Raw genomic sequence first — 24,525 nt, 5'->3', positions numbered from 1 at the left:
GGGCTTTCCGGTAAATGCTGACCAGGGTCTCATCCTGTCACAAACGACGGTCCGTGGCAGCCACTTCAGGAGGAGGGCCATACGCTGACAATCCTTTGTATTGGGATTTTATTGAGGATTCGGCAAAACACAACAGAGCTTTAACCGAAGCGCTTAATTTCCATTAGCGGGAGGAGTCAACCCACCATTCACAAAACCCCGAAACGGCAAACCGCAAGGCCCAAACAATCAGGCGGAGGCTTCCGTTTTCGGACCCTCAGCGGTTTCAGCATCCGCCAAAGCCTGCACCTGCTTCTGACGACTCATTAAAATTTGCAACACGGAAATATCAGCGGGGGTTAACCCGGGAATGCGGGAAGCCTGACCCAAGTCCGCCGGTTTCATGCGGCTCAGTTTCTCACGCGCTTCGTTGGACAACTGCTTGATACTGGCGTAGTCCATATCCAAGGGCAGTTTAACCTTATGCGCTTCGGACAAATGCTGAATATTCCGGTTTTGCCGCTGTAAGTACCCTTCGTACTTGATTTCCGTCTCTACGTACTCTAAAACATCCTGAGCAACCCGCATACAACCGGGCTCCACCTGTTTTAACACCTCGTAGGTTACCGATGGACGACGCAAAAGCTGGAATAAAGTCGTTTTCTCACGAATCACTTCACCGCACTGAGACTCCAAGAGGGTGTTCACACCTTCAACGGGGTCCAGCTTGACCGTTTTCAGACGCTCCTGCTCAACGGCAATGGCCTCATTCTTTTTCTGAAAGACCTCCCAACGCTGGGCATCCACCAGACCAATTTCCCGGCCCAGCGGGGTTAGGCGCTGATCGGCATTGTCCTGACGCAGCAACAAGCGGTACTCACTGCGGGAGGTCAGCATGCGGTAGGGCTCATGGATTTCCTTGGTCACCAAATCGTCAATCAGGGTGCCAATATAGGAGGATTCCCGGGTGAACACCACCGGTTCCTGCTCCCCACAAAACCGGGCGGCGTTGATGCCTGCGACCAAGCCTTGGGCCGCCGCTTCTTCATAGCCGCTGGTGCCATTGATCTGGCCGGCTAAAAATAAGCCCGGGGCCACTTTGGTCATCAGGGACGGTAATAACTGGTAGGCGGGGAAATAATCGTACTCAACCGCGCAGGCGGGCCGCAAAATCTCGGCTTTTTCCAGCCCCGGCAGAGAATGCACCATTTCCACCTGGATTTCATAGGGCAAACAGGTGGAAAAGCCCTGCAGGTACATCTCATAGGTATCACGGCCTTCCGGCTCAATGAAGAGATGGTGACTGTCCTTATCCCGAAACCGCTGGACTTTATCCTCGATAGAGGGGCAATAACGAGGCCCGGCCCCTTGCAACAAGCCCGAATACATGGGCGAGCGGTGTAAATTCTCGTCAATCAGGGCGTGGGTAGACTCATTGGTACGGGTTAAGTAGCAGGGCATTTGTTCCCGCACGGGCCGGTTGGGCAAAAAGGAGAAAAACCGAAGTTCCGCATCCCCCGGATGCACTTCCAGGCCAGCAAAATCAATGGTGCGCCCATCCAGACGCGGTGGTGTCCCTGTCTTCAGGCGGCCCGTTTTTAAGCCCAAATCGGCCAGGCACCCGGTGATGCCATAAGAGCCAGATTCTCCGGGGCGGCCACCGCCCATGCTTTTTTCACCCACCCACAGCTTGCCGTTAAGGAAGGTGCCCGTGGTAATCACCAAAGCCTTGGCCTGATAAACAATGCCCAGGTTGTCTTCTACGGCGTTAAAACTGTTATCGGTTGGATTGACGTGCAATTTGGTGATCATGGTCTGCCGCAACTTGAGATTGGGCTCAGACTCCACCAATTTACGGGCAAAGGCACGGTACTCGGCCTTGTCCGACTGAGCCCGCAAGGCGCGAACCGCTGGCCCCTTGCTGGCGTTGAGCGTTTTCAGTTGCAGATAAGTGGCATCGGCGCAAATGCCCATGACCCCGCCCAATGCGTCAATCTCCTTCACCAACTGGCTTTTGGCCGGGCCGCCAATGGCTGGGTTGCAGCTCATCTGGCCGATGGTATCCAGATTCATGGTCATCAACAGGGTTTTGCACCCCAGTCGGGCAGCCGCCATGGCCGCTTCAATCCCGGCGTGACCAGCGCCAATGACGATGACATCTGCTTTTTCGATAATGCTCATAGTGTCGTATTGTAGGTTAAAAAATAAGATCCAGCCAATAGTTTTCGATCTGTTAAAGGTCACTGGCTCCTCAAAATTGCCTACAACACCCGCAAACGTCCCAACGGCTAACCGGCCTTGCTTTGAGCGCCTTTTTGCAGTCGATACAGCTTATCGATGGAGCGATACTGAAGGGCTTCTGCGATATGAGCGGCCTTGACCCCCTCGGATTGCTCCAAATCGGCGATGGTTCGGGCCATGCGCAAAATCCGATCAAACGTTCGGGCGCTCAGGTGCATTTTCTGGATGGCCTTTTGCATGAGCCCCTGCCCAGCCGTATCCAGCAGGCAGGCATTTTTGATTTGCAGCGGGGTCATCTCGGCGTTACACAGAATGCCCTCCCCCGCAAAGCGCAAGGCCTGCCGTTGCCGAGCCTGAATCACCCGCTCCCGAACTTCGGCGCTGGAAGCACCCGGCTCCTGATGGGTTTGCTGATTGAGCAATTCACTTTCATTCAGGCGGGGTACTTCCAGATGAATATCAATGCGATCCAGCAAAGGGCCCGATAGCTTCTGTAAATATCGGGCAATTTGCATTTCGCTACAGGTGCATTGCTTCACGCTATCGCCCGCATAACCGCAAGGACAGGGATTCAGCGCCGCCAACAGCATAAACTTGGCTGGATAGGTGATATTTTGATGCGCTCGGCTGATGGTCACCACCCCATCTTCCAGAGGCTGACGCATCACCTCCAGCACATTGCGGGGAAACTCCACAAATTCATCCAGAAACAACACCCCCCGATGGGCCAGGGTGATTTCGCCCGGTCGGGGATGGCTACCGCCTCCGGTGATACCGGCCTTGGAAGCCGAATGGTGGGGCGCCCGAAAAGGTCGCTGACGCATGAGACTTTGTTGCGTGCTACCCGGCTCCTGGGCCAGCAGACCGGCCACGCTGTAAATCCGGCTGACTTCCAGCACCTCCCCAAAGGATAAAGGCGGTAGAATCCCGGCAAAGGCTTTGGCCAGCATGGATTTCCCACTTCCCGGCGGCCCCAGCATCATCATGTTGTGTCCGCCCGCGGCAGCGATCTCCAAGGCCCGTTTGGCAACGGCCTGCCCTTTAATATGGGCAAAATCGACCGAGGGAACCGGTAATTCCGTGGCGGAGGCAATCAGGGCCGTCCGATCCACCGGCTTTAAAAAACTGGGCGGATGCAAAAACAGCACCGGCAGTTCATTCAGATGCTTGAGCCCGTAAACCTCTAGCCCTTCTACCAAAGAGGCTTCCAGCACATTCTCATCCGGCACGATCAAGGCTGTATAACCTTCCTGCTTGGCCATCAGGGCCATGGAAAGCACCCCGTTTACTCGCCGCAAGGAGCCCTCCAGAGACACTTCCCCGATAAAGCAGGCCTTCTCCAAAAAGGGCGTGGGGGTCAGATATTCCGCGGCCAGCAGAATGCCCACACACAGCGGCAAATCAAAGCCGGTGCCCTCCTTGCGCAAGGCCGCAGGCGCCAGATTAATGACCACCTTCTTCAATGGAAAGGCGAATCCGCTGTTTTTAATAGCCGCCTTAATGCGTTCCTTGGACTCGTTAACCCCGGTATCCGGCAAGCCCACAATGGTTAACCCCGGCAATCCGGCGCTCAAATCGACCTCTACCACCACGGGATGGGCATCCAACCCCGTCAGGGAACCTGTATAAACCGTCGCAATCATGAACGCTCCGTTTCCACCAGCGCAAGACAAACTGTACCCTCGCATTGTGTAAAAAGCGCGCGGGAAGCCAAAGGGTTAAATGTTCGGTTTTAGGACAAATGAACCGCCGCGTACTCCATTCCGGCAAGGTACGGTACAATAGACTGTGCGCCACTGGTTGCGGTGAAATCGTCGGATTTTGAGACACCATTCGGAGAGAGGCTAGGAGAACCACATTGAACACCCAGATCACTTCACGCCAAGTCGCCTTGGGCTTGCTGACCTTTTCGTTATTGGCCCTGGTGGTGGGCATTTTCAACTCTGCCCGAATTGTCCGGGAATCCGCCAAAGCCAAGCCGGAGATCAGCGGCAGCAACGTCTCTGCCCTGTTCAATAAAAAGCCCCATCTGGCCCTTTTAGAACTGAGCGGCCCCATCACTATGGATGGCGGGAACGACAACGGCCTCTTCCCCAGTGAATCCAACGCCGTCACCGTGCGTAAGGGCCTGGATGAGGCCGCCAAGGATGACAGCGTGAAAGGCGTGTTGCTGCGCATTAATTCCCCCGGGGGTACGGTGGGCATGAGTCAGGAGCTGAACGCCGCCGTGAAACGGGTCAGCAAGAAAAAGCCGGTGGTAGTCAGCATGGGCGATCTGGCGGCCAGTGGCGGCTATTACACCGCCTGCGCCGCCGATATGATTGTAACCAACCCCGGCACGTTAACCGCCTCCATCGGGGTGATCATCAGCACCGTGGAACTCAGCGACCTGCTGAACAACAAATTGGGTGTCCACGCCGTGACGGTGAAAAGCGGCAAATTCAAAGACCTGCTTTCCCCCTACCGCAAGCCCCGCCCGGATGAAATCAACCTGATCCAGACCGTGATCAACGACAGCTATCACGACTTCCTCAGTACGGTCATCGAAGGCCGCACCCGCTTCATCAAGGACACCGCCAGGAAGGCTGCGTTGACGGCCAAAATCAAGGCCGTGGCCGACGGACGTGTGGTCACCGGACGGCAGGCCCTGGAGGCCGGACTGGCTGACAAGCTGGGCGACTGGGATCTGGCCTACACCGAGCTGGATCGACTGGCCAAGGAAAAGTTTCTCCTGAAGGGTAAAGAACGCCTCCCGCTGGAAAATGCGCAAGAAAACTTTCACCTGCTGGAATTTCTGGGAATAAAACCCGAAGGGCTGTTCTCTTCTGGCGCTCAGGATTCCGCCGCCCTGGCCCTGAAAATGCTTCCGGTCAGTATGCGCTACACCAACCAGCCCCTCTGGATCCTGGAGTAATCAGCACTCATGAACGCAACAATGACCGAAGAATACGCCAGCTCCGAGAATCCGCAACCCGGATTCTCCGACCCGCTTGATACTCTTTATAACAGCCTGTTTCATCCGGTGGCGACTTTTAAAACCCTGACTGAAACAGACACCCTGCCCAATCGGGTGTACTTTCACGCCCTATGCGCCGTGGTTCTAATTTCAGCCCTGGCTCCAGCCGTTCAGCTGGCCAATCGGGGAGGAGACGCCGTTGGTTTGAGCTGGGCCATTCCCTTGAGCGCCCTGACCGGTGTGTTCACCTGGGCCTTTACCGGACTCTGCACGGGCTTGCTGGCTTTCGCCTTCACCGGAAAGGCCAGAATCGGACAATTTTTGACGCTCTCCGGGCTGGCGACCCTTCCCTGGCTTCTGCTGGGGCCCGTTAGCCTGATTAAATTCGGCCTTGGCCCGGTGGGGAACGCGTTGGCCATAGTCGCCACCCTGGCCATCTGGCTGTGGAGCGTTTACTTATTTGGCATGGCCCTGATGGTGACTTATCGCATGACCATCGAACGGGCGCTGATCGTTCTGGCCACGCCCTTTGCCACCCAGCTGTTTTTATTGGGCTGGATTTTGGGTTTTGTGGATAATATCCGGCTGCTCAGCCCCACTTAAAGGCGGATCAACGACTGTGGTAAGCCTTAATCATCCGTCAGCCGGAACAAACAACGGGTACAGTTGGCCTTGATAACGATCAACGGCCGATCTTGCAGATCCCGACGCTCAAATAACCGTGCCGCCAGAGGGGCACCGCAACTGGGACATAAATGGGGGGCGTCCGGTTCCTCCATAATGGCTTCCCGCAGCTCGACGCCCTTGCGGCGCAACAGGGGCACTTCCGCATCGTTGAATTCGGGGGCCCTCTCCACCTCCTGAATCTGCGAGGGTCGCACATGCAGCACCCGGGCAATGCGCTGACGGACCGCCGGGGCCAGAAACAGCTCAATCCCGCCCTCGATGTCCTCAATCATACGCACGGGCACCTGAGCCCTGATTGCCAGCAACTCGGGCGTCATATAGCGCTTTTCCCGGAGGAAGCGCACCCGTTCGGCTAATGTGGACGGCAAAGGGGAAGGGGGAATACCACGAGACATTTTACACACCTTTCAGGCAGGCAACAGCGCATCACAACCCCGGGGGCTAACCCAGATCCGTGTGCAATGTAATTTTATCCTGAAATGTGGATATGATGCCACGCCAAGTCCCAGCCTGAGTCAGGAACATGCCCTGACTGTCCGCATGAGCCTCGGCCACCGCCGTAAACGTATTTTGATACGCCAAGGGATTATGGTCAAACAGCTTCAATACGGCCACTTGCGGTTGCTGCAAGCCTACTTGGCCCATCAAGGCGTATATCCCGTTACTGCTCACCACCAGCAGGCGTCTGTCCCCAAACAGTGGACAGACTGCCAAAATCTGGATATCGGACAGTGAAAATTCCCGAGGGGGTTCCACCTGAGAGGGCTGGACAGCGGAAGTGACCACTTCCGAAGAGGTGTCATGCCACTGAGCCTCCAATGGCCCGCTAAAGGCTTGTGCTGGCGACTGCTCATCCGTTAAATGTCCATTATGGGGCAGCCGTTCTTCAGATGATGAGGCGGCAGACAGGCTCGCACCGGGAATCGGAGGCGGCGACACCTTCTGGAAAGGCGAATCCGCGTCCAGCGCTTCCAGACGCAGGGGCTCTGAAAGCTGCGGGAAAGGCTCTGGAACCTGTGGCTCCGCAACGACAGCGGCGTCACCGAAAACACCCTGCGCCTCTGCTTGCGGTACCCAAAAGTCTGCTGTCCCTTCGGCAGCCTCAAATGCGGAGAGCATCCCGGATTCTGCGGGGGCCACTGACAAAGAAGCGCCCGCTACTTCAGGCTCCAGAGGAACCAGCTCCCCCAGCGCATTCAAGGTAAAGTCGGTGGCATAAAAATCCTGATCGCTGAGATCCGGTAAAACCGGGCTCTCCGGAAAGCCCACATCGGAAGACTGGGGTGAATCAGCGGCGAAAGCCGTCTCCAACTCATCCAAATCGGCGTCTGCCGATTCCAAAGACTGGAATGTCAGACTGTCATCCGCTACAGACAATGGCCGATCCAATACAGGCTCAGCGATTGCCTCGTGAGCCGTGGGCTCTCCCGGCCACAAAATCCCGGCCTCATCCGCAGAAAGGGTCGGAAAATCCGAGGACTCTCCCGGGCCGTCCCAATAAGCGGACGCCGCTGGTAGCGGACTGAAGGGATCAAAGGCCAGCGCTGTCGGATCCGCCAGTGACGGCTCTTGCACCTCCTCAGACGGCAGCGGGCTGACCTCCCAGGCCTCCAGCGACGGGGATGAGGGCAATGCCAACTCGGGGTTAGCGAAATCAAAAGCACTGTCTGAACGGTCAAACGCATTGGACCCGGAAACCAAAGGCTCGGCAGCGTCTTCTGTATGGGGCACGCTGAATGGGTCAAAATCCAGTGCGTCTGGTCCCAGGGGATCAAAAGACGGGACCGGTGGCACAGTAAGCGAGCTGTCCAGCGGGAAGTCGAAGCTGGCTACACCCTCCGCCTCCGAACTGTCCGGTGGCGGAATGGCAAATGGGTCAAAGGCCTGTAGCGGATCAGTGACCCGTTGGGACTCATCGACCGATGAAAGCGCTTGCTCCGGGTTGTCAGGGGAAAAGGCTGATGGGAACGATGGCGCAGTGGACTGCAGAAGCGCGTCCGCATAAGTGGTCATATCGCTTACTTCGGAGCCATCACTCTGGATACTGGGGCCCAACTCCAGAGGGGGTTCCGTGAAAGCCGAACCCTCAGGAGACAATACCTGTCCCGAAAAGGGATCAAAACCATCAGACAGTGAAGTTTCCGGCTGCCAGTCCAGCGAAGCGCCCATTGTATCCGGGAAAAGGAACTGGGCGGCCTCTTCAAAAGCCTGCTGCCCCTGAGCCAATTCATCATAGCCCGGGGTAAACGGGTCTTCCGGGTATAGTTTCTCGTGGACAGAGTCCAAAAACGCACCAGACCCCATCGGCACTTGCTGGCCCGGCAGGGCAGCGCCCGAATCAAATTGCGCCCACAGGGCCTCTGGCGATGCAGGCCCCGGGTTACCCAGAGGCTCCGGCAATTGCTCCCAGGGCATCAAGTCCCCAAAGCCCGTTTCCAGCGATGAGGGCACAGTGGGCTCGGAAGGCTTGGCCCAATCCAGCTGAGAGTTCTGTGCGGCAGGCGGGGGTGCTACAGGAGGAGGAGAGGAAGCCGCATCCGGAATGCCAGAGATCAATTCAGTAGGCCAGGAGGTTGGTTCAAACGCGCTATTCCAGTCATCAGCCTGCGGCCCGGCGGATTCTTCCCATGCTGCATTCCCCACGGAAGGGACGAACGGGTCTGCTGGCAGGGCGGGTATGGAAGTCTCAGGCGTGTAATTTTCAGGAGAGTAATTCTCAAAAGTCTCTTCCAGATAAGACGGCCCGGCACCCGAACCCGCGGGGGGGGCCAGCGTGGGTGTCACAATGTCCAAGGGGGAAGCCGCAGACAGTTCCGCAGCGCTTAGCAACTCCGGCATGGCTTGCTGAGAGTCAAAACTGGGGCTCGCTGCTTCATATTGTGACATCCAGCCGTTGTCTTCCGGGATTTGCTCAACAGGGATGGCTTCAGGCACCAAAGCGGGCTCCTGAAAAGAAGGCTCCTGAGACGCATAGCCAGAAGGCTGTGGCGTTCTCCCAAAGCCAAAGTCAATGGGCTGCGCATTGGGATTAAGGGCTGGCGCAAACAGGCTGGCCTGCCCCATGGCGCCCCTCAGTGGATTCGATGGGTGGTTGGTCTCAACCGGAGGAGGATTCGACTTATTTTTTTTGAAAAACATACTGGACTCTACATCCTTTGGAGGGCATTATCCCCTCAAACTCTTAATTATTATAATACGCAGCAGGCCGTTTCATTTTAAAAAGGGCCTTTGCTCCGGGCAAAGCCCCTCTGTTTTCCGTAGAATATCATCCATTAACCAGCTTTCACCATTATCGCCATCAATCATGAGTAACCCAGCCCATGAGCCATCCTTCCCCCTCCAACCCAATCGCAGGCACCCACCCAAGCGCCTCTCTGGATTTTTCATACCTGCCAACCAGCCCGCTATATGGGAAGGACAGCGCCTCGGACAACGCTCTGGGCTGGCAACTCTCCCCCGAGCCCTTCAGCCTGACACCGGCACAGTGGGAAGACTTGCAAGCACTGGGAAACATTCTGGTCAAATTCACCAAGGCCGTTGATACCCTGTACAAGCAAAGCCAGAACCCCAACCTGTCCACCCCCGACTGGATAGCCGAGTTATACGATCAGGGGAAACCGGATGGTTTGAAACAACTGGCTGGCCTCAAACGCTTAAAAAGCCAGCTACCCCTGGTCATTCGCCCGGATTTACTGTTAAAAAAAGACGGCTGGACCCTGTGTGAAATTGATGCCGTCCCCGGAGGGCTTGGGTTTATGACCGCCCTGAACCATTTTTACCGACAGAACGGCTTTCCAGTCATTGAATCCAGCCAGGGCCTGCCCGGTGCCTTCCTGAGCCTGCTTCAAACGCTGACCCCGGACAATCCGCAACCGTTTATCGCCGTTGTGCTATCGGATGAAGCGGGGGATTATCGGGCGGAAATGAGCTGGCTGGTGGACACTATTCAGCAGGGCAGTGATTTGCTGCCAGCCTACCCCCATATCGCCCTCATTCACCCCAAGGACATTGACCTGGTGCGGGATCGGCTGGTCTGTCCCAATCCGATCACGGGTCAGGAACAGCCCATTGATGTGATCTACCGCTTTTTTGAACTGTTTGATCTGCCCAACATTCCCAAAGTCGAACTCATCCAATACGCCGTCAAGAAGGGGCTGGTCAAATGCACCCCGCCCTTCAAGCCCCACGTGGAAGAGAAACTGTCGCTGGCCCTGCTGCACCACCCCGTGCTGGCTGATTTTTGGACGAAAGAACTGGGTCAGGCCGATTTCCAGCAACTCAAACAATGGGTGCCCCAAGGGTGGATCGTCGACCCCGCCCCGCTCCCCCCACAGGCGATTATTGCCAACTTAAACCCCGGCGGCAAGGTCATTCAGGACTTCCTGCAACTAAAAACCCTCTCCCAAAAAGAGCGGGAACTGGTTCTGAAACCCTCCGGCTTCTCACCATTGGGCTGGGGTAGCCGAGGGGTGACCATCGGGCACGACCATTCCAGCGAGAGCTGGGGCCAACAACTGGATATCGCCATGGCCAGCTTTGGACAAACCCCCTATATTCTGCAGAAGTTTGAAGCCGCGGACGTTTTGCCCGCCCAACGGCTGGAGATGGGCACCGGCGAAATCCGGGACTTTCAGGCACGGGTTAGATTGTGCCCCTACTACTTTGTTGAAAACGAGCAGGTGACGCTGGCAGGAGTCCTGGCCACCGCCTGTCCCGCCGATAAAAAGCTCATCCACGGGATGAAAGACGCCGTGCTAGCCCCCTGCCAGGTTAAATCGCCCGGTCTTAAATAATCCGATCCAAGTCGGCGGGCTGGAGCCTTTCAATCAGGGCCTGCAGGGCCAGACGGTAGCCATCGGCTCCCAATCCACAAATAACGCCGGTCACCACCGCACTCAGATACGACTGGTGCCGAAACGCCTCACGGCGGTGTACGTTTGAGATATGCACTTCCACAACAGGATGAGTATATGCGGCCAAGGCATCCCGCAAGGCCACGCTGGTATGGGCATACCCACCCGGGTTGATGATCATGCCCCCCGTGGTCAGGCGCATAGCCTGCACCTGATCGATCAAATCGCCCTCGTGGTTGGACTGATAGCAAATCAGATCAAATCCAGCCTTGGCGGCCACCTCTTTCAGAGACGCGTTAATGTCCGCCAGAGTCTGCGCCCCGTAAATATGGGGCTCTCGCTCTCCCAGTAAATTCAGGTTCGGGCCGTTGATGACGGCAATGGTGCGATTCGGCGCTTGTGACACGGGAGGAACTCCTTGATGGGTTGTACCGGTTTGTTCTTATCGTAACCGAATTCTGCGGACTAACCGCTTCAGCGCTTCGTCTTAACTGGCCGCATCAGCGGCTAGGGCCTGAGACTGCCGCAACCTCAGCATGGCTTCAATAAAACGGGTTAAGTCGCCATCCATCACCCCGTCCACATCAGCCGTTTCCTCATTGGTGCGGTGATCTTTGACCATGCTGTAGGGGTGAAAAACATACGAGCGTATCTGGCTGCCAAAATTAACATCCATCACCTCACCCCGGCTGGCCGCCAATTTGGCCTCATGCTCGGCGATTTTTCGGGCCAACAGCTTGGAGCGCAGCATATCCATGGCGATTTCCCGGTTTTGCAACTGGCTGCGTTCCTGTTGGCTGCGTACCACGATGCCCGTAGGCTTGTGTACAATCCGCACGGCCGTTTCCACCTTGTTGACGTTCTGCCCACCAGCGCCTCCGCTGCGACTGGTGTCCAGCTCAATGTCCTCAGGCCGAATCTCAATATCCGCAGCGGTCACCCCGGTCACCACCGGGCTCACCTCCAGGGAAGCAAAGCTGGTTTGTCGCTTCCCCGAAGCGTTAAACGGGGAAATGCGCACCAGACGATGAACACCCCGCTCGGCCTTGGCGTAGCCATAAGCGTACTTACCGCTCAGGCGAATGGAAGCGCTCTTGATACCGGCCTCTTCACCTTCGTTCAGGTCCAGAACGTCCCGCTTAAAGCCCTGTTGCTCCGCCCAGCGAAGGTACATACGCATCAGCATCTGGGCCCAATCCTGGGCATCGGTGCCACCGGCTCCGGCGCTGATGGTAATAATCACATCGCACTTGTCATACTCATCGCTCAACAGGCTTTGCAGCTCCCAGCCGTCCACTTCGGCTTCCAAGGCGGACAACTCGCCATCCAGCTCGGCAATCACCGAGTCGTCGCCTTCCTCCTGCCCCATGGACAGTAAGACCTGCTGATCACTCAAGGCCTGAGCCCAGCGCTGCATGCGGGCGATACTATCCTTCAGATCGTTAAGCTCCTGCATGGCCGATTGGGCGGCATCCGCATCATCCCAAAAGCCCGGCATCGTAGTTTTGTTCTCTAAATTGGCAATTTGCTCGCGAATGGCCGGGGTGTCAAAGAAACCCCCTTGCCGCATCCAAACGAGGGGCCAGTGCCTCCAATCGGCGTTTGATATCGGAGAAATCCACGTTTTTTCCTTTTGGATTGATAATGACTCTTATTGTACTGAAGCCGGTAGCTCGCCCACAAGTCAACCGGACCGTAAATCCAAACCAGTGGACAGCAGAAAAACACTAAAAATACTGCACCTGCCGGACGCTTTTGACAGGCCTTCAAATTAGAATAATCTTTGAAATGAGCATTGATAATCAATTCCACCACCCAACCCCGGAGGAAGCCATCCCGCATGAGCCAACCCCCATTTCAACTGAATGTGCCCGCCAGCAATAGCAATCCCTTTACCAAAGCGGTGAAAGCCACCCTGCCATCGCTGGCCACACCCGCCGTCACCAGCAGCACAGGCAGCACCAAAAGAAGCAATCCGTTTATGACGGCCATGAACCCGGACAGCCCGGAGTTTCGGGAGCAATACGGGGTCAACAAACCTCTGAAAGACGCCATGTTTCTGGGGTACCGGGACGATCAACCGGTCTTTGGGGGCAATCGCCTGTTTATCCTGTATTAAGCCCGCATCAGGCAAGGGTCCTTCCTCCTAAATAATCGCGCCGAGGTCCGGTTTTCCCGACATCGCCGATAGCAAACCTTCTATGTGCTGGCGCATAACGTCTCGCAGTCCATCCGGGGACAGTATCTGGCAGGACGCGCCATACTTCAGCAGACGCAGCATCAAGCCGCTGGTCTCTGCAAGCCGGGTTTTTACGTGAATTTCCGTGTTCGACGAGTAGACCAGCCGCTCATCCGGATATAAGCGATAACTTTTGGCCAAACGGCCATACAGCGCAAAAACCACCGTGACCAGAACGGGCGACCTGCGATTTTTAGAGGGCGACTGGCGCACCGAGGCAATCCGATCCAGATCCAGCAAACGCTGCTCCTGACTGCCCCGATCCAGGCCGAGCAAAAAAAGCCCGGTTTCTCGCTCCAGCACTTCATAGGGTTCCACTGAAAGCGCCTGAACACCCCGCTCCGGATCGGCATAGGCAAGCTCAAGGGCAAAAGCCTCCTGGCAGTATCGCCTGAATTCATTGTATCGCTGCCGCCATAAGCCCAAATCGCGCATGGGGGCAGCCGGAATCAGGCCAGTCTCTTCCTCCATCCCAAGGGATGTATTGCAACCCACCGCCCAGGACAAATTTTCCATCAAGCGCCGATAGTCCTGATAAAGCACCTCGTCTGGCTGACTGGCCAGCACATCCAGCAGCCTGCGGGCCACGGAAAGCTCTTTGGGCTCCAGGGCCAGTGGAAAAGGGTTTCGGAGCAACTCGTAACTGTAATCGTTTCGGTTGGTCGAACGAGGGATGCGGCAGCCCACTTCCCGCAGGGTGTTGATGTACTTGGTGAGCGTTTCCGAATTGTAGCCCCGGCCGATCATGGGGTTTTCGTAGAGGAGGCGATTCAGTTCCACCATGTTCAGGCTGCGGTAGCGCACCAGCATCAACAGAATGAACAGCACTCGATAAGCTGAAATATTGATGTTTTGAAACACCTCTGAGGGCGCACTAGCCATGGCCATCCGCTGTACTTCCTTTCGCCTTGTAAAATTCCAGCATCGTATCAAGGGTTTCCCTCATGTCCTGCCTGAATACATCCGGGCTCTCAATGGCAAAGGGCAAGCCCAGAGACAAGAGCGTCTGCTTCACATAAAAGAAATCCCGCACCAGCAGGCGAACCTCGTAATGGGGGTCCGGGCCATCCACCCACAAACGGCTTTCCTGATAGACGCCCTGATTGGGGTCCAGGGCAAACCCCTGAAAACCGCGCGGTGATCTCACAAAAACCTTCAGCACAATCTCAACCTTGACCTGCTGACGGTCAATCAGCTGAGTGCGTAAGTCATCATCCTGAATCGTTTGCACACCCAGTAAACGATCCACTCGCAAACTGCTGGGCCCCGGATAGTCCAGACGTTCGCCTCGCACATAAACCACCCCCTGACGATAAAACAGGCTCTCAGGCAGAAAGGTGAACACACTTTCACCCTTCAGGGGAGAGGCGTAGGTGACTTCCAGTAAACTCTCTTCCAGAATAGAGCGCTCCAGTTGCTCAATGCGCGTCCGGCATTCCTGAGAGTCGAGACTGCGGCTTTGCACAAACAACTGGGTCATCCATTCACTACCATCCTCAGAGCCTTGCAACAGACTCTGGGCGATCATCTTCTTCAGCAGGCTGTCCAGGGCCAACATTTCCTGCGGCGAGAAATGCCGTTGCGCCACCACCTTGGCCTGCGCCAGAACCTCCAGCCCGTTTTGCTCGAGCGTCATTCCAAACGGATGACTGACCATTTGATAGGCAAAACCATTGCGTGGGCTGGGCCGACGAATAACACAGCCCAGCGCCTTGAGGGTATTGACATACAACCAGATGGAATCGTTGGAAACAGGCTTGCCGATCCCCGGATCCTGCTCAAATTTTCGATTCAGCTGGTCAACGGTCAGGGGCGCTTGAATGAGCCATTGCAGGAGTCGATAAATCCTATAGGCCGTTCCATTCAGAGCCCGACGAGCGGACAGGGGCTGGTCTTCCGAAGATCGCAGGCCTTCTTCCGTTTCCACGCCCAGCTCCAGAAATGGAGCGAGATTGGCGTCCAGATTGTCCGATTGCTGACTAATCACGCTTGAAACCCCGAATTGAACAAAACCGGTTCGGCTTTCATTGAATCTTCATGGTGACTGAGCCAACTTTAGATGTAAACCGATAAATGTTCGGTTTTCCAAAACAACGATCGACCATTTACCATCCGGGGCGAAACCCCTTGCCCTTACCTGCCATGGCAAATTTTTCTGTTGTCCCGGACGGCTCTTCGCTAGAATAAGAGAACTTCCGTACGAAAACAGACGCCCGATGACTCATAGAAATCCCCCTGCCGATAGCCCCGAGACCGCCTTCCCTCCCTCCAGAGGGATTGATTCGATCATTTCCCAGGTGCAAGCGCTTCTGGCCGAGGACAGTCGAAGCGAAATGCCTGTCGTGCAGTCCGTTTCGCTGTTTTTCTGGGACGACCTGTCCCGGTGGGCCCACCATATCGCCTTTGTTCCTCAGCCTTTTGTGGTTGCCCTCACCGGCCCTTCCGGCTCCGGCAAGTCTTTTATCCGGGAAACACTGGTGCAGGAACTGAGCCAGTTCACCGAAGTGGCCTCCTTTAGTCAGGACAATTACTACCGGGACTTTGAGGCGGACTTTCCGCATGTGCCCCTGAGCCTGTTTTACGATCATATCGACTTTGATGACCCCGATCACATCCGCTTTCGGCATTTGGGGCGAGACTTACAACGCTTTCAGGCTCAGCCGCTGGGCGGAAGCATCTACATCCCCAAACTGCGCTTTGGCACCCCCCAACAGAAACCCAGCATCATTGAAGAAGACCTGCCTCTCACAGTGACACCCTTTATGGTCACCGAAGGGATTCATGCCTTCTATGAATCGGCCATTTTGCCCTTATACCACTTTAAAATTTATGTGGATGTGGATGAACAGACCCGTCGCCAACGCTGGCTATCCCGAAATATTCAGGAAAACCGGGGTATTACCGACAACATGTGGCGTACCACCGTGCAATGCCTGGAACGACATATTCTGCCCACCCGTGAAGTGGCCGATTTGGTCATCAACAACAACGCCCCCATTCCCCAGGTAAGACGATTCCTGACCCAGTTGGCGCAGACATTAGGCCGGGCCCGCATTTTAAGCCAGAAACATATCGCATAAGCCTGCTCTTAAACAGACTTTACAAACTATCAAAAAACCCGCTTCAGGGTTGTTAAGTGTATAAAGCCTGTAATATCCGCAAAGAGATTCAAAGACCTTGCAACCGACTCTAGCGAATACCTTACCGCCAATCCCCGTCTGGACGGCCCAGCAGCCATACCCGCCTAACGGCTATGGCCCTGCTCGCCCAGCCTCTTTGGCATCGCCTTCCCCAATCTGGAGTGGTCCAGCAACCACCAAAGCCTTCCATGCGACGCCTGCCAATCAAAACCCAATGTCGGCGGCCCAGGGAATGGCTCCCATGGCCACACCCCGCCATCACCAGCCCCATCAAGGCTCCCACCATCACCAGCAGGCCACGGGAGCAGCTAAAGATATCTATAGAGATACGCCTTTGCGCTATCTGGGGTACGTAAACGAACTGGGGGAATCCTTCAAGGACCTGCTCAAAGCCTCTTCCCTTACCAGCAATAACGCCGATGGCATCGTCAAGCACTCCTATACCGCGGTGGGTGGCTACGTGGCTTTGGATGCCTTTGACAAAGCCGTCAAAGGGTACCGGCAATCCAGAAACGCCGGAGAGAGCCAAGGGCTTCAAGTCCTCAGCGCCACCACCTCGGGTCTGGATGCAGCCCTGTTCCAGTATGGGGCCAGCTATTCCATTCCGGCCTTTTTGGTGGCCGTAACCCGGGACAGTCTGAAGCTGGGACTAAACCGCCTATTGGGCAAGCAAAAGGCGGTCAAGGAAATACTTCAGCATGAAATCAGCCACGAGATTGAGGCCAAAGGCTGGTACCGCTTCGATCAGCGCTGGTTGGGCAAGCTGAAAAAAGGCATTGACGATCACCTGCTGCAAAAACTAAAGCCCTCTCAAAAATTCGCCGAAATGGTTCAAAAATGGGGGCCTAAAGCCGAAAAGAACCTGTGTATCGCCCTGCCGTTAATCGGCAGTATGGCCATCATCCCCTTTATCGTGCATCCCATCGACCATGGAGTAAACTTTGTGCTGGATCACAGCTACCGTCCGCTGGCCAAATGCCTGAAACAATGGGCGAGCGGTCACTCGTCACTGCGGTAACAACAGGCGCCCGTTATAACGGGTCATGGTTTCTTCCACCCCTACGCTCATCCAGGCTTCCACGGCATCCAGTGCCGCGTCAATAATCTCTGGCAGATGTTTCTGCTCTTCCGGGGCGAATTTGGACAGCACAAAATCCGGCATGGCCATGGGCGGGGGGGGAGAGCCAATGCCCACCCGCAGCCGGGCGAACTGCTGATTACCGCCCAACTGCTGAATAATGGAGCGCACCCCTTTTTGACCGGCATCACTGCCAGCGGGCCGTACCCGGATTTTGCCGAAGGGCAAGGCCGCCTCGTCATAAATCACCAACAGGCGCTCCGGGGGCACATCATAATAGTTCATCAGCTTCAGCACCGCTTCACCCGATAAATTCATGTAAGTCAGCGGTTGAGCCAGAATCACCGGGTAACTGCCCAGACGGCCCAGACCCACCACGGCCTTAAAGCGACTCTCCGACTTGCCGACGATACCGGCCCGACGGCTCAGGGCCTCCAGCACCATAAAGCCAATATTATGGCGGGTGGCCTCGTACTGTTTGCCGGGATTGCCCAGCCCCACAATGAGATATTTATCGCTCATAAGCCAGTTTGCGTTGCTTTCTCGGGATGCCCATTCCTTGTAGTATAGAAAAGTCTACAATAAGAGATGCAAAAGAAAGCGATCAAAAAGAGAACCAAGCCGTGGCCACTCAAAAAGAAAGACTGGATAAACTGGTGATGGATCGGGGCCTATGCGGTACCCGGGCTCAAGCCCAGGCCCTGATTATGGACGGCAAGGTCAAGGTGCGGGGAGAGGTCCTGAAAAAGCCGGGCACCCTGATTTCGGTGGAAGAAACCGATATTGAGGTCAGCGGGCTGCAACCCTTTGTCAGCCGTGGGGGACTGAAACTGGCCAAGGCCCTTCCCCGGTTTGAAATTACGGTACAGGATCGGGTGTGCATGGATGTGGGGGCCTCTACCGGGGGATTTACCGATTGCCTGTTGCAACACGGGGCCCGTCAAGTGATAGCCGTAGACGTGGGCTATGGGCAACTGGACTGGAAGCTGCGCAGCGACCCACGGGTTCAGGTGCTGGAAAAAACCAACATTCGGGAACTTACAGCGGAACAACTGGAAGGACAGCCCACGCTGGGCGTGGTGGACACCTCGTTCATCTCCTTAAAAAAGGTGCTGCCCCCTTTAAGCGCCCTGCTTGGCCCGGATGCCGAGATGATTGCCCTGCTAAAGCCCCAGTTCGAGCATAAGGACTACATTCAGGACACCAAATTCAAAGGAGTGGTAAAAGGCCTGGAAACCCATAAAACCATTGTGAACGGAGTGCTTCGGGATCTCCACGATTTACTGCCGGACTGGACTTTGGCCGGTCTGGATTTTTCTCCTATAACCGGCCCAAAAGGAAATATCGAATTTCTGCTATACTATACCCGAGGATGTTACCGAGCAGATGGCTCTTCCCTGCGGGAAAACCCGTCTCTCATTGAAAAAGTCATTGAGCAAAGTTACCAGACACACGCTTCGTAACAAAAAAGAATTTTCCCCTAAAGTTTTCACCAGAAACGTCGAAGCGGATATAGAAGCAGATAACGATGGAGCGTAAGACTGAATGCGACCCTATCAAACTTCTCGTGCGAATCAGCACCCCTCTCAACCCAAGGCCATCGCCATCAGCGTCAGTCCTGCCAATCCTGTGAAGAACCTTGCGATTCAGGTTGCCTTGGCTGGCTTGGCATACGCTTTAACGGTGTGGCTGCTGCCGTAGGTCATCCGCTATCTGAAAAACATCCCAAGCTGAAACGCGTTCCAGGCCAATGGATCTTTAAATTTGACAAGTGGCAGGGGCTGGTGAAAAATCTACCTATGACCATCCAACCCACGCCGGAGCCAAACGCTCCTGAATTAAATACAATCGCCAGACAAACACCGCTTTACCGTAACCATGTGGCCCGGGGCGCCAAAATGGTTGACTTTGCAGGCTGGCAAATGCCGTTGCAATACGGCAAAGTGCTGGAGGAGCATCATGCCGTCCGGCAAGCGGCAGGCCTGTTTGACATTTCCCACATGGCGTTGGTCATTGTCTCCTGTGGGGATGTGGAAACCACACGGGCTTTTCTGGATCGACTGGTGCCACAGGACTTACGCAAGCTGTTTCCGGGGAAAGCCCTCTACACCCAGTTTTTAAACGAACAGGGCGGCATTATCGATGACGTCATTGTGTATATGCTGCCTGAACTCCCCGCCTTCCCTGAATTTCAGGAATTTATGGTCATCTGCAACGCGGCCAATGCGGCAAAAGACCTTGACTGGCTGAACACTCAGGCCAAAGCGTTGCATTACCCGCAAATTCAGGTTCAGGATTTGTACGCGCATTACAGCCTGTTTGCGCTACAAGGACCCCTGTTCGCCGATATATTGGCCCGCACCGGCTTTGATACGGACTATCTGCCCAAGCGCTTCCAGCTTACCGACGCTACCATTCAGGAAACGGGCGTCCTCCTCTCCAGAACCGGCTATACCGGGGAAGATGGGGTGGAGATCATTGTTCCCGCCGCCAAAGCGGAATACCTTTGGGATTTACTGCTGGATCTGGGGAAACCCATCGGTTTGCAGCCCATTGGACTGGGCGCGCGGGACACCTTGCGCCTGGAAGCGGCCTATCCCCTACACGGGTACGACATTTCCGAGTCTGACACGCCGCTGGAGGCTGGACTGGCCTGGTCGGTCAAGCTCAACAAGCCGGGAGATTTCATCGGCAAGCAGGCCCTCCGCCAGCAACAGGAAAAAGGGCTGGACAAGGAATTTTATTGTTTTACCATCAACAAACGAACCATTGCCCGCCAGCACGATATCATTTATAAAAACGGTACACCGGTGGGCACTGTAACCAGCGGCTCCATTTCACCCTTGTTCAATGTGCCTATTGGCATGGGCTATATTCGCTCCCAAACGGTCATCGGCCCGGGTGACACCATTCAAATCCGGGTGCGTGGGGTGGATGTGGACGCTGAGATCGTTGAAAGACCTTTTTATCAGAAGTAGAGCCCGTTAGGAGATTACCCCCCATGGCGACCGAATTCATTATGCCGGATGACATTTTAGTTGCAGAGACACACGAATACGTCCGCACCATGGATGATGATCGGGTGCGAGTGGGCATTACCGAATACGCCGCCGGACAATTGGGCGACATCGTGTTTGTGGAGCTGCCGGATGTGGGCCAAACCTTTGACCAGAATGAGTCCTTTGGCTCCATTGAGTCCGTTAAAGCCCAGTCCGAGCTTTATTTGCCCGTAGCGGGCGAAATCATCGCCGTAAACACCCAACTGAGCGAAGAACCCCAGATGGTCAACGACGATCCCTACAACGGCGGCTGGATGCTGGAAATTCTGCTCTCCAACCCGGATGATTTAAAAAAACTGATGGACGCCGACAGCTACCTGAAATTCATCGGCGAAGCCAACTAAAGTCGCTCCTAACGTTTGTCTTGACCGGCTCTGAACAGTAACCTGCCCTTGCTCACTTGGCGGGGGTAACTCGTCGTACTATAATGACCATGGTGGTATTTGCGGATACTAGGCGTCCAAACGCAATTGTTAAACCGCTTACGCATCCAACAAGTGGAACTGTCAGGGGTCATCCAGCGCAGCGCACTCCAAACCCTGCATGGGGCTGCACACCGAGAAAAAAGGCAAAAGAGAGGAAAGGCAAAGTGATGTATAACTTTCTTCCCCACACCGAGGCGGAACGTCAGTTGATGCTCGCCAAAATCGGGGTAAAAAGTATCGACGCCCTGTTCAGTGACATCCCGGCCGCCCTGCGCCAGAATATGCAGTACTCGGTGCTACCCCAACAGGGCTTGACCGAGGCGGAGTTACAGGCCGAGTTACAAGCCCTGGCCCGCCAGAACAAGGGCACAGAACTCACCTGCTTTTTAGGGGGCGGGGCCTATAACCGGTTTATCCCCATGGCCGTGAATACCATTGCCAGCCGTTCCGAGTTTTACACCGCCTACACCCCCTACCAGCCGGAAATCGCCCAGGGCACCCTGCAAGTGACCTACGAGTTCCAGACCATGATCTGCGAACTGACCGGCATGGATGTGGCCAACGCCTCGGTCTACGATGGGGCTTCCGCCGTGACGGAGGCCGCCTTTATGGCCATGCGCACCACTCGCCGCCATCGCATTCTCATCGCCAACTCAGTCCACCCGGACTACCGCAAAGTGCTGCAAACCTACGCCAACGGGCTGGGCGAAGTGACTGTGGAAACCTTTGATCCGCTAAAACCCGGCGAAGCACTGAATCCCAACCATCCGCAGGCCCAAAAAACCGCCTGCGTAATCGTTCAAGTGCCCAACTACTGGGGAGGACTGGAAGAAACCCAGAGTATCCGCCAGTTTTGCCAGGCCACCGGGGCCCTCTTCATCGTTTCCGCCGAACCGGTTTCACTGGGACTGCTTAAAGCGCCCGGCAGCTACGGAGCCGATATTGTCACCGGCGATATCCAGCCCTTGGGCAATCACCTGTCTTTCGGTGGCCCCTATGGCGGCTATATTGCCACCCAAAACAAGTATGTGCGGCAATTACCGGGACGCTTGGTGGGCAAAACGGTGGATCGCCACGGCAAACAGTGCTACACCCTGACCCTGCAAACCCGGGAGCAACACATCCGGCGAGAGAAGGCCACCAGCAACATCTGCACCAATCAGGCCCTCAATGTCCTCAAGGCCACGGTGTATCTTACTCTGGTGGGGCCCAACGGCCTAAAGCACCTGGCCAATCTATCGCTGCAACGCACCCACGCGCTGGCCAGCGCATTACGAAAACTACCCGGCGTCAATTTGTACAAACCCGGCCAAGCCTTCTTTTCAGAAGTGGCTCTGCGCTTCCCGGTGCCGGTGGCCCCTCTGCTCCAGCATCTGGAGCAAGAAGGCATTCTGGGCGGTATTGCCCTGGAGCGCTTTTACCCGGACGCCAAAAACTGCCTGCTGATTGCCTGCACCGAAATGACTTCACCGAGTGAAATTGAGCGCTATGTGGAAGCCGTGCGGAAGTTCCTCAAGCTGAATGCCCCACCCGGCACCCCGCAACCCCCTGAGATTCTGCAACAAATGGAGGCCACCTGCTAATGAACGCCCCCCTGTTGAACACCCCCGTATTGGAACCCTCCATTTTCGAACTCTCCCACGCAGGGGCCCAAGGGGTTAGCCTATCAGCGATCGGCGTCGACGAAACACCGCTGGAGTCCTTAATTCCCCCGGAATTTTTACGAGAAACGGCCCCACGCCTCCCGGAAATTTCCCAAATGGACGCAGTGCGGCACTTCTTACGCCTGTCTCAGCTCAATCATTGTATTGACAAGGAGTTTTACCCGCTGGGCTCCTGCACCATGAAGTACAACCCCAAGGTGTGCGACTACTACGGCATGCTGGACGGATTGACACGCCTGCACCCCATGACCCCGGGCCATTTGAGCCAGGGGGCTTTGAAAATCATCTACACCTTGCAGCAGTATTTGGCCGATATTACCGGCTTTGACGCCGTGAGTCTGCAGCAGGCCGCCGGGGCGCAAGGGGAACTGGTGGGCATTATGATGATCAAGGCCCATTTTGCCCATATCGGAGACACCCAGCGCACCGAGGTCATCGTCCCCGACTCCGCACACGGCACCAATCCGGCCTCTGCCGCTATGTGTGGCTATAAAATCGTGGAAATCAAATCCGGGGCCAATGGACTGGTGGATCTGGATCGCCTCAAAGCGGCGCTCTCGGAAAAAACCGCCGCCGTCATGCTGACCAATCCCAGTACCGTCGGCTTGTTCGAGAAGGATATTCTGGAAATCACCCGTCTGGTGCATGAGGTGGGCGCTTTTATGTACTATGACGGCGCCAACCTGAACGCCGTGATGGGCCAAGCCAAACCGGCTCAAATGGGCTTTGATGTCATGCACATCAACACCCACAAAACCTTTGCCACCCCCCATGGCGGTGGTGGCCCCGGCTGCGGCCCGGTAGCCGTGACCAAAACCCTGGCCCCCTACCTGCCAGCCCCCATTGCCGATTTTGACGGGCAGCAATACTTCCTGAACGAGGATCGGCCTTTGTCGGTGGGCAAAGTGAAGGCCTTTTACGGCAATTTTGAGATGATGGCTCGGGCCCTCACCTATATTCAGGCTTACGGATCGCAAGGCCTGTCTCAGGTCAGTCAGGATGCCGTTTTGAACGCCAACTACCTCAAAGCCTGCCTGCAGGAAGACTATCAGGTGGCTTTTGATCAGGTTTGCAAGCACGAGTTTATTTTGACCAACGCCAAGCAAAAAGTGCATGATTCGCACCTGAACACCATGGCCATCGTCAAACGGCTGATGGATTATGGGTATCACCCGCCGACGGTGTACTTTCCGCTGATTGTGCCGGAGGCCATGATGATTGAGCCGACCGAAACGGAGTCCAAGGCCACGCTGGATCACTTTGTAGCGGCCATGAAGGCCATTGCCGAAGAGTGCCGCACCCAGCCGGAACTGGTGCTGAACGCCCCCCACACCACGCCGGTCAGCAAAGTGGATGAAGTGGCCGCCGCCCGGAATCCCAACCTGAATTACTTCGGCCAGTCCGCCTCCTGAGTAAACAGGCAGCACCCATCGCAGAGGTGTCCACCTGAATAACGGCTCTCTGCACAAAATGGGCCTGGCTCAACAGGCAAGGACTGAAAGGCACTCTGCCTGATCAAAAAATCAGCGGGCTTCCAGCAAATTGAGGCGTGCAAACGGCTCGATGACCGCCGCATCCAGAAAACTGCCCGCCGCTTGGGGTAAGGGCGGTAATAAGCCCAAAATGGGCACCGCCAGAAACGGCTCCAGCGTTTCCCGCAAGCTATGCACCGCCGGATCGGGATCATCGGCTTGCCAATTGGATATCACCACGCCCTTCACCTCCAGCCGCTGGGCGAGCAGGGCGTCCACGGTCAGTAAAGTATGGTTCATGGTTCCCAAATTGGGGCGAGCCACCACTGCCACGGGCAATTGCAGCATACGAGCCAGATCCAGCATTTCAACGTGTGGAGAGACCGGCACCCGAACGCCCCCGGCCCCTTCCACCAGCACCACTTCATAGCGAGCCTGTAGCTCCTTGAACTGAGTCAAGATTCGGCGAGGCTGAATGGTTCGCTGCGGATCGGCGGCATAAGGAGCCACTGGCGACGGAAAGCAGTACGTACAATAGGTGGGCACTTCCGCACTGACCAGATGCTTGACCCGCTCGGGATCTTCCGGGTGACTGGGGTCCGGCGAACCGGTTTGAATGGGCTTAAACACGCAGAAGGATTTGCCCTGCCGGGTTAGCAAGGCCGCCAACCCGGCAGTCAGAACGGTTTTACCAACCCCGGTGTCCGTGCCGGTAATAAACAGAGACATCAG

The 24,525-nt window shown here is 55.8% G+C and carries 22 protein-coding genes; 12 read left to right on the top strand and 10 right to left on the bottom strand.

Annotated features, from left to right (window positions below):
• Positions 1-228: 228 nt before the first annotated feature.
• Complete coding sequence (mnmG, locus tag DF283_RS02175) at positions 229-2,160, bottom strand: tRNA uridine-5-carboxymethylaminomethyl(34) synthesis enzyme MnmG (RefSeq protein ID WP_303673029.1); 1,932 nt, start codon at positions 2,158-2,160, stop codon at positions 229-231.
• 107 nt (positions 2,161-2,267) lie between these two features.
• Positions 2,268-3,863 carry a YifB family Mg chelatase-like AAA ATPase gene (locus DF283_RS02170; RefSeq protein WP_303673028.1) on the bottom strand — a complete coding sequence of 532 codons (1,596 nt, stop codon included), beginning with the start codon at positions 3,861-3,863 and terminating at the stop codon, positions 2,268-2,270.
• Positions 3,864-4,078: 215 nt separating this feature from the next.
• Here DF283_RS02170 and sppA point away from each other — a divergent pair, with 215 nt between their 5' ends.
• Both sppA and DF283_RS02160 read left to right on the top strand, forming a co-directional pair.
• Positions 4,079-5,134: a signal peptide peptidase SppA gene (sppA, locus tag DF283_RS02165; protein ID WP_303673026.1), complete on the top strand. Its 1,056-nt coding sequence runs from the start codon at positions 4,079-4,081 to the stop codon at positions 5,132-5,134.
• Positions 5,135-5,143: 9 nt separating this feature from the next.
• A complete protein-coding gene (locus DF283_RS02160) occupies positions 5,144-5,779 on the top strand; it encodes a Yip1 family protein (protein ID WP_303673025.1) in 636 nt (211 codons plus the stop codon).
• A gap of 26 nt (positions 5,780-5,805) precedes the next feature.
• Here the strand turns inward: DF283_RS02160 and DF283_RS02155 are convergent, their stop codons facing one another.
• Together DF283_RS02155 and DF283_RS02150 are read right to left on the bottom strand one after the other, a co-directional pair.
• Positions 5,806-6,258, bottom strand: coding sequence for a helix-turn-helix domain-containing protein (locus DF283_RS02155; RefSeq protein WP_303673023.1), 453 nt, complete (start codon positions 6,256-6,258; stop codon positions 5,806-5,808).
• A 46-nt stretch (positions 6,259-6,304) separates the two neighbouring features.
• A complete protein-coding gene (locus DF283_RS02150; protein ID WP_303673022.1) occupies positions 6,305-8,926 on the bottom strand; it encodes a hypothetical protein in 2,622 nt (873 codons plus the stop codon).
• A gap of 257 nt (positions 8,927-9,183) precedes the next feature.
• Between DF283_RS02150 and DF283_RS02145 the strand changes: the two genes are divergently transcribed.
• Positions 9,184-10,656 carry a hypothetical protein gene (locus DF283_RS02145; protein ID WP_303673021.1) on the top strand — a complete coding sequence of 491 codons (1,473 nt, stop codon included), beginning with the start codon at positions 9,184-9,186 and terminating at the stop codon, positions 10,654-10,656.
• On the opposite strand, the gene aroQ is transcribed toward DF283_RS02145, so the two are convergent.
• Both aroQ and prfB read right to left on the bottom strand, forming a co-directional pair.
• Positions 10,649-11,122 (bottom strand): type II 3-dehydroquinate dehydratase, encoded by a 474-nt coding sequence (gene aroQ / locus DF283_RS02140; protein WP_303673019.1) that lies wholly within the window; start codon positions 11,120-11,122, stop codon positions 10,649-10,651. The two genes, DF283_RS02145 and aroQ, sit on opposite strands and share 8 nt — an antisense overlap.
• Before the next feature lie 81 nt (positions 11,123-11,203).
• Positions 11,204-12,338, bottom strand: a protein-coding gene (gene prfB / locus DF283_RS02135; protein WP_333782274.1) for a peptide chain release factor 2 whose coding sequence is annotated in 2 segments (ribosomal slippage) — positions 11,204-12,265 and positions 12,267-12,338 — 1,134 coding nt in all. Because the reading frame shifts where the segments join, the coding sequence is not laid out codon by codon here.
• Positions 12,339-12,556: 218 nt separating this feature from the next.
• Between prfB and DF283_RS02130 the strand changes: the two genes are divergently transcribed.
• Positions 12,557-12,835 (top strand): hypothetical protein, encoded by a 279-nt coding sequence (locus tag DF283_RS02130; protein ID WP_303673016.1) that lies wholly within the window; start codon positions 12,557-12,559, stop codon positions 12,833-12,835.
• A 27-nt stretch (positions 12,836-12,862) separates the two neighbouring features.
• On the opposite strand, the gene DF283_RS02125 is transcribed toward DF283_RS02130, so the two are convergent.
• Positions 12,863-13,837 carry a helix-turn-helix transcriptional regulator gene (locus DF283_RS02125; protein ID WP_303673014.1) on the bottom strand — a complete coding sequence of 325 codons (975 nt, stop codon included), beginning with the start codon at positions 13,835-13,837 and terminating at the stop codon, positions 12,863-12,865.
• Positions 13,830-14,942: a WYL domain-containing protein gene (locus DF283_RS02120; protein ID WP_303673013.1), complete on the bottom strand. Its 1,113-nt coding sequence runs from the start codon at positions 14,940-14,942 to the stop codon at positions 13,830-13,832. Before DF283_RS02120 ends, DF283_RS02125 begins: the two co-directional genes overlap by 8 nt.
• A 229-nt stretch (positions 14,943-15,171) precedes the next feature.
• On the opposite strand from DF283_RS02120, the gene DF283_RS02115 reads away from it, so the two are divergent.
• A complete protein-coding gene (locus DF283_RS02115; protein ID WP_303673012.1) occupies positions 15,172-16,035 on the top strand; it encodes a uridine kinase family protein in 864 nt (287 codons plus the stop codon).
• A gap of 301 nt (positions 16,036-16,336) precedes the next feature.
• The gene (locus tag DF283_RS02110; RefSeq protein WP_303673010.1) at positions 16,337-17,113 is read left to right on the top strand and encodes a hypothetical protein; all 777 of its coding nucleotides are present in this window, start codon (positions 16,337-16,339) and stop codon (positions 17,111-17,113) included.
• Here DF283_RS02110 and pth read toward each other — a convergent pair.
• Positions 17,102-17,695: an aminoacyl-tRNA hydrolase gene (gene pth / locus DF283_RS02105; RefSeq protein WP_303673009.1), complete on the bottom strand. Its 594-nt coding sequence runs from the start codon at positions 17,693-17,695 to the stop codon at positions 17,102-17,104. The genes DF283_RS02110 and pth overlap by 12 nt on opposite strands.
• 101 nt (positions 17,696-17,796) lie before the next feature.
• Here pth and DF283_RS02100 point away from each other — a divergent pair, with 101 nt between their 5' ends.
• The 6 genes from DF283_RS02100 (at position 17,797) to gcvPB (ending at position 23,733) form a co-directional block, all read left to right on the top strand.
• Positions 17,797-18,636 carry a TlyA family RNA methyltransferase gene (locus tag DF283_RS02100; protein WP_303673007.1) on the top strand — a complete coding sequence of 280 codons (840 nt, stop codon included), beginning with the start codon at positions 17,797-17,799 and terminating at the stop codon, positions 18,634-18,636.
• A gap of 82 nt (positions 18,637-18,718) precedes the next feature.
• The gene (locus DF283_RS02095) at positions 18,719-18,874 is read left to right on the top strand and encodes a hypothetical protein (protein ID WP_303673005.1); all 156 of its coding nucleotides are present in this window, start codon (positions 18,719-18,721) and stop codon (positions 18,872-18,874) included.
• A gap of 98 nt (positions 18,875-18,972) precedes the next feature.
• Positions 18,973-20,151, top strand: coding sequence for a glycine cleavage system aminomethyltransferase GcvT (gcvT, locus tag DF283_RS02090; protein ID WP_303673004.1), 1,179 nt, complete (start codon positions 18,973-18,975; stop codon positions 20,149-20,151).
• A 23-nt stretch (positions 20,152-20,174) separates the two neighbouring features.
• The gene (gene gcvH / locus DF283_RS02085; RefSeq protein WP_303673002.1) at positions 20,175-20,576 is read left to right on the top strand and encodes a glycine cleavage system protein GcvH; all 402 of its coding nucleotides are present in this window, start codon (positions 20,175-20,177) and stop codon (positions 20,574-20,576) included.
• 248 nt (positions 20,577-20,824) lie between these two features.
• Complete coding sequence (gene gcvPA, locus DF283_RS02080) at positions 20,825-22,240, top strand: aminomethyl-transferring glycine dehydrogenase subunit GcvPA (protein ID WP_303673100.1); 1,416 nt, start codon at positions 20,825-20,827, stop codon at positions 22,238-22,240.
• Positions 22,240-23,733, top strand: coding sequence for an aminomethyl-transferring glycine dehydrogenase subunit GcvPB (gcvPB, locus tag DF283_RS02075; protein WP_303673000.1), 1,494 nt, complete (start codon positions 22,240-22,242; stop codon positions 23,731-23,733). The genes gcvPA and gcvPB overlap by 1 nt, the downstream gene beginning before the upstream one ends.
• 111 nt (positions 23,734-23,844) lie before the next feature.
• Here the strand turns inward: gcvPB and bioD are convergent, their stop codons facing one another.
• On the bottom strand, positions 23,845-24,522 hold the full coding sequence (gene bioD / locus DF283_RS02070) for a dethiobiotin synthase (RefSeq protein WP_303672999.1): 678 nt from the start codon (positions 24,520-24,522) through the stop codon (positions 23,845-23,847).
• Positions 24,523-24,525 lie beyond the last annotated feature (3 nt).

The sequence above is a fragment of the Vampirovibrio chlorellavorus genome (genome assembly GCF_003149375.1).
Lineage (GTDB): Bacteria > Cyanobacteriota > Vampirovibrionia > Vampirovibrionales > Vampirovibrionaceae > Vampirovibrio > Vampirovibrio chlorellavorus_B.
The sequence above is the reverse complement of the archived record's forward strand: the minus strand, read 5'-3'. Positions and strand labels throughout refer to the sequence as shown.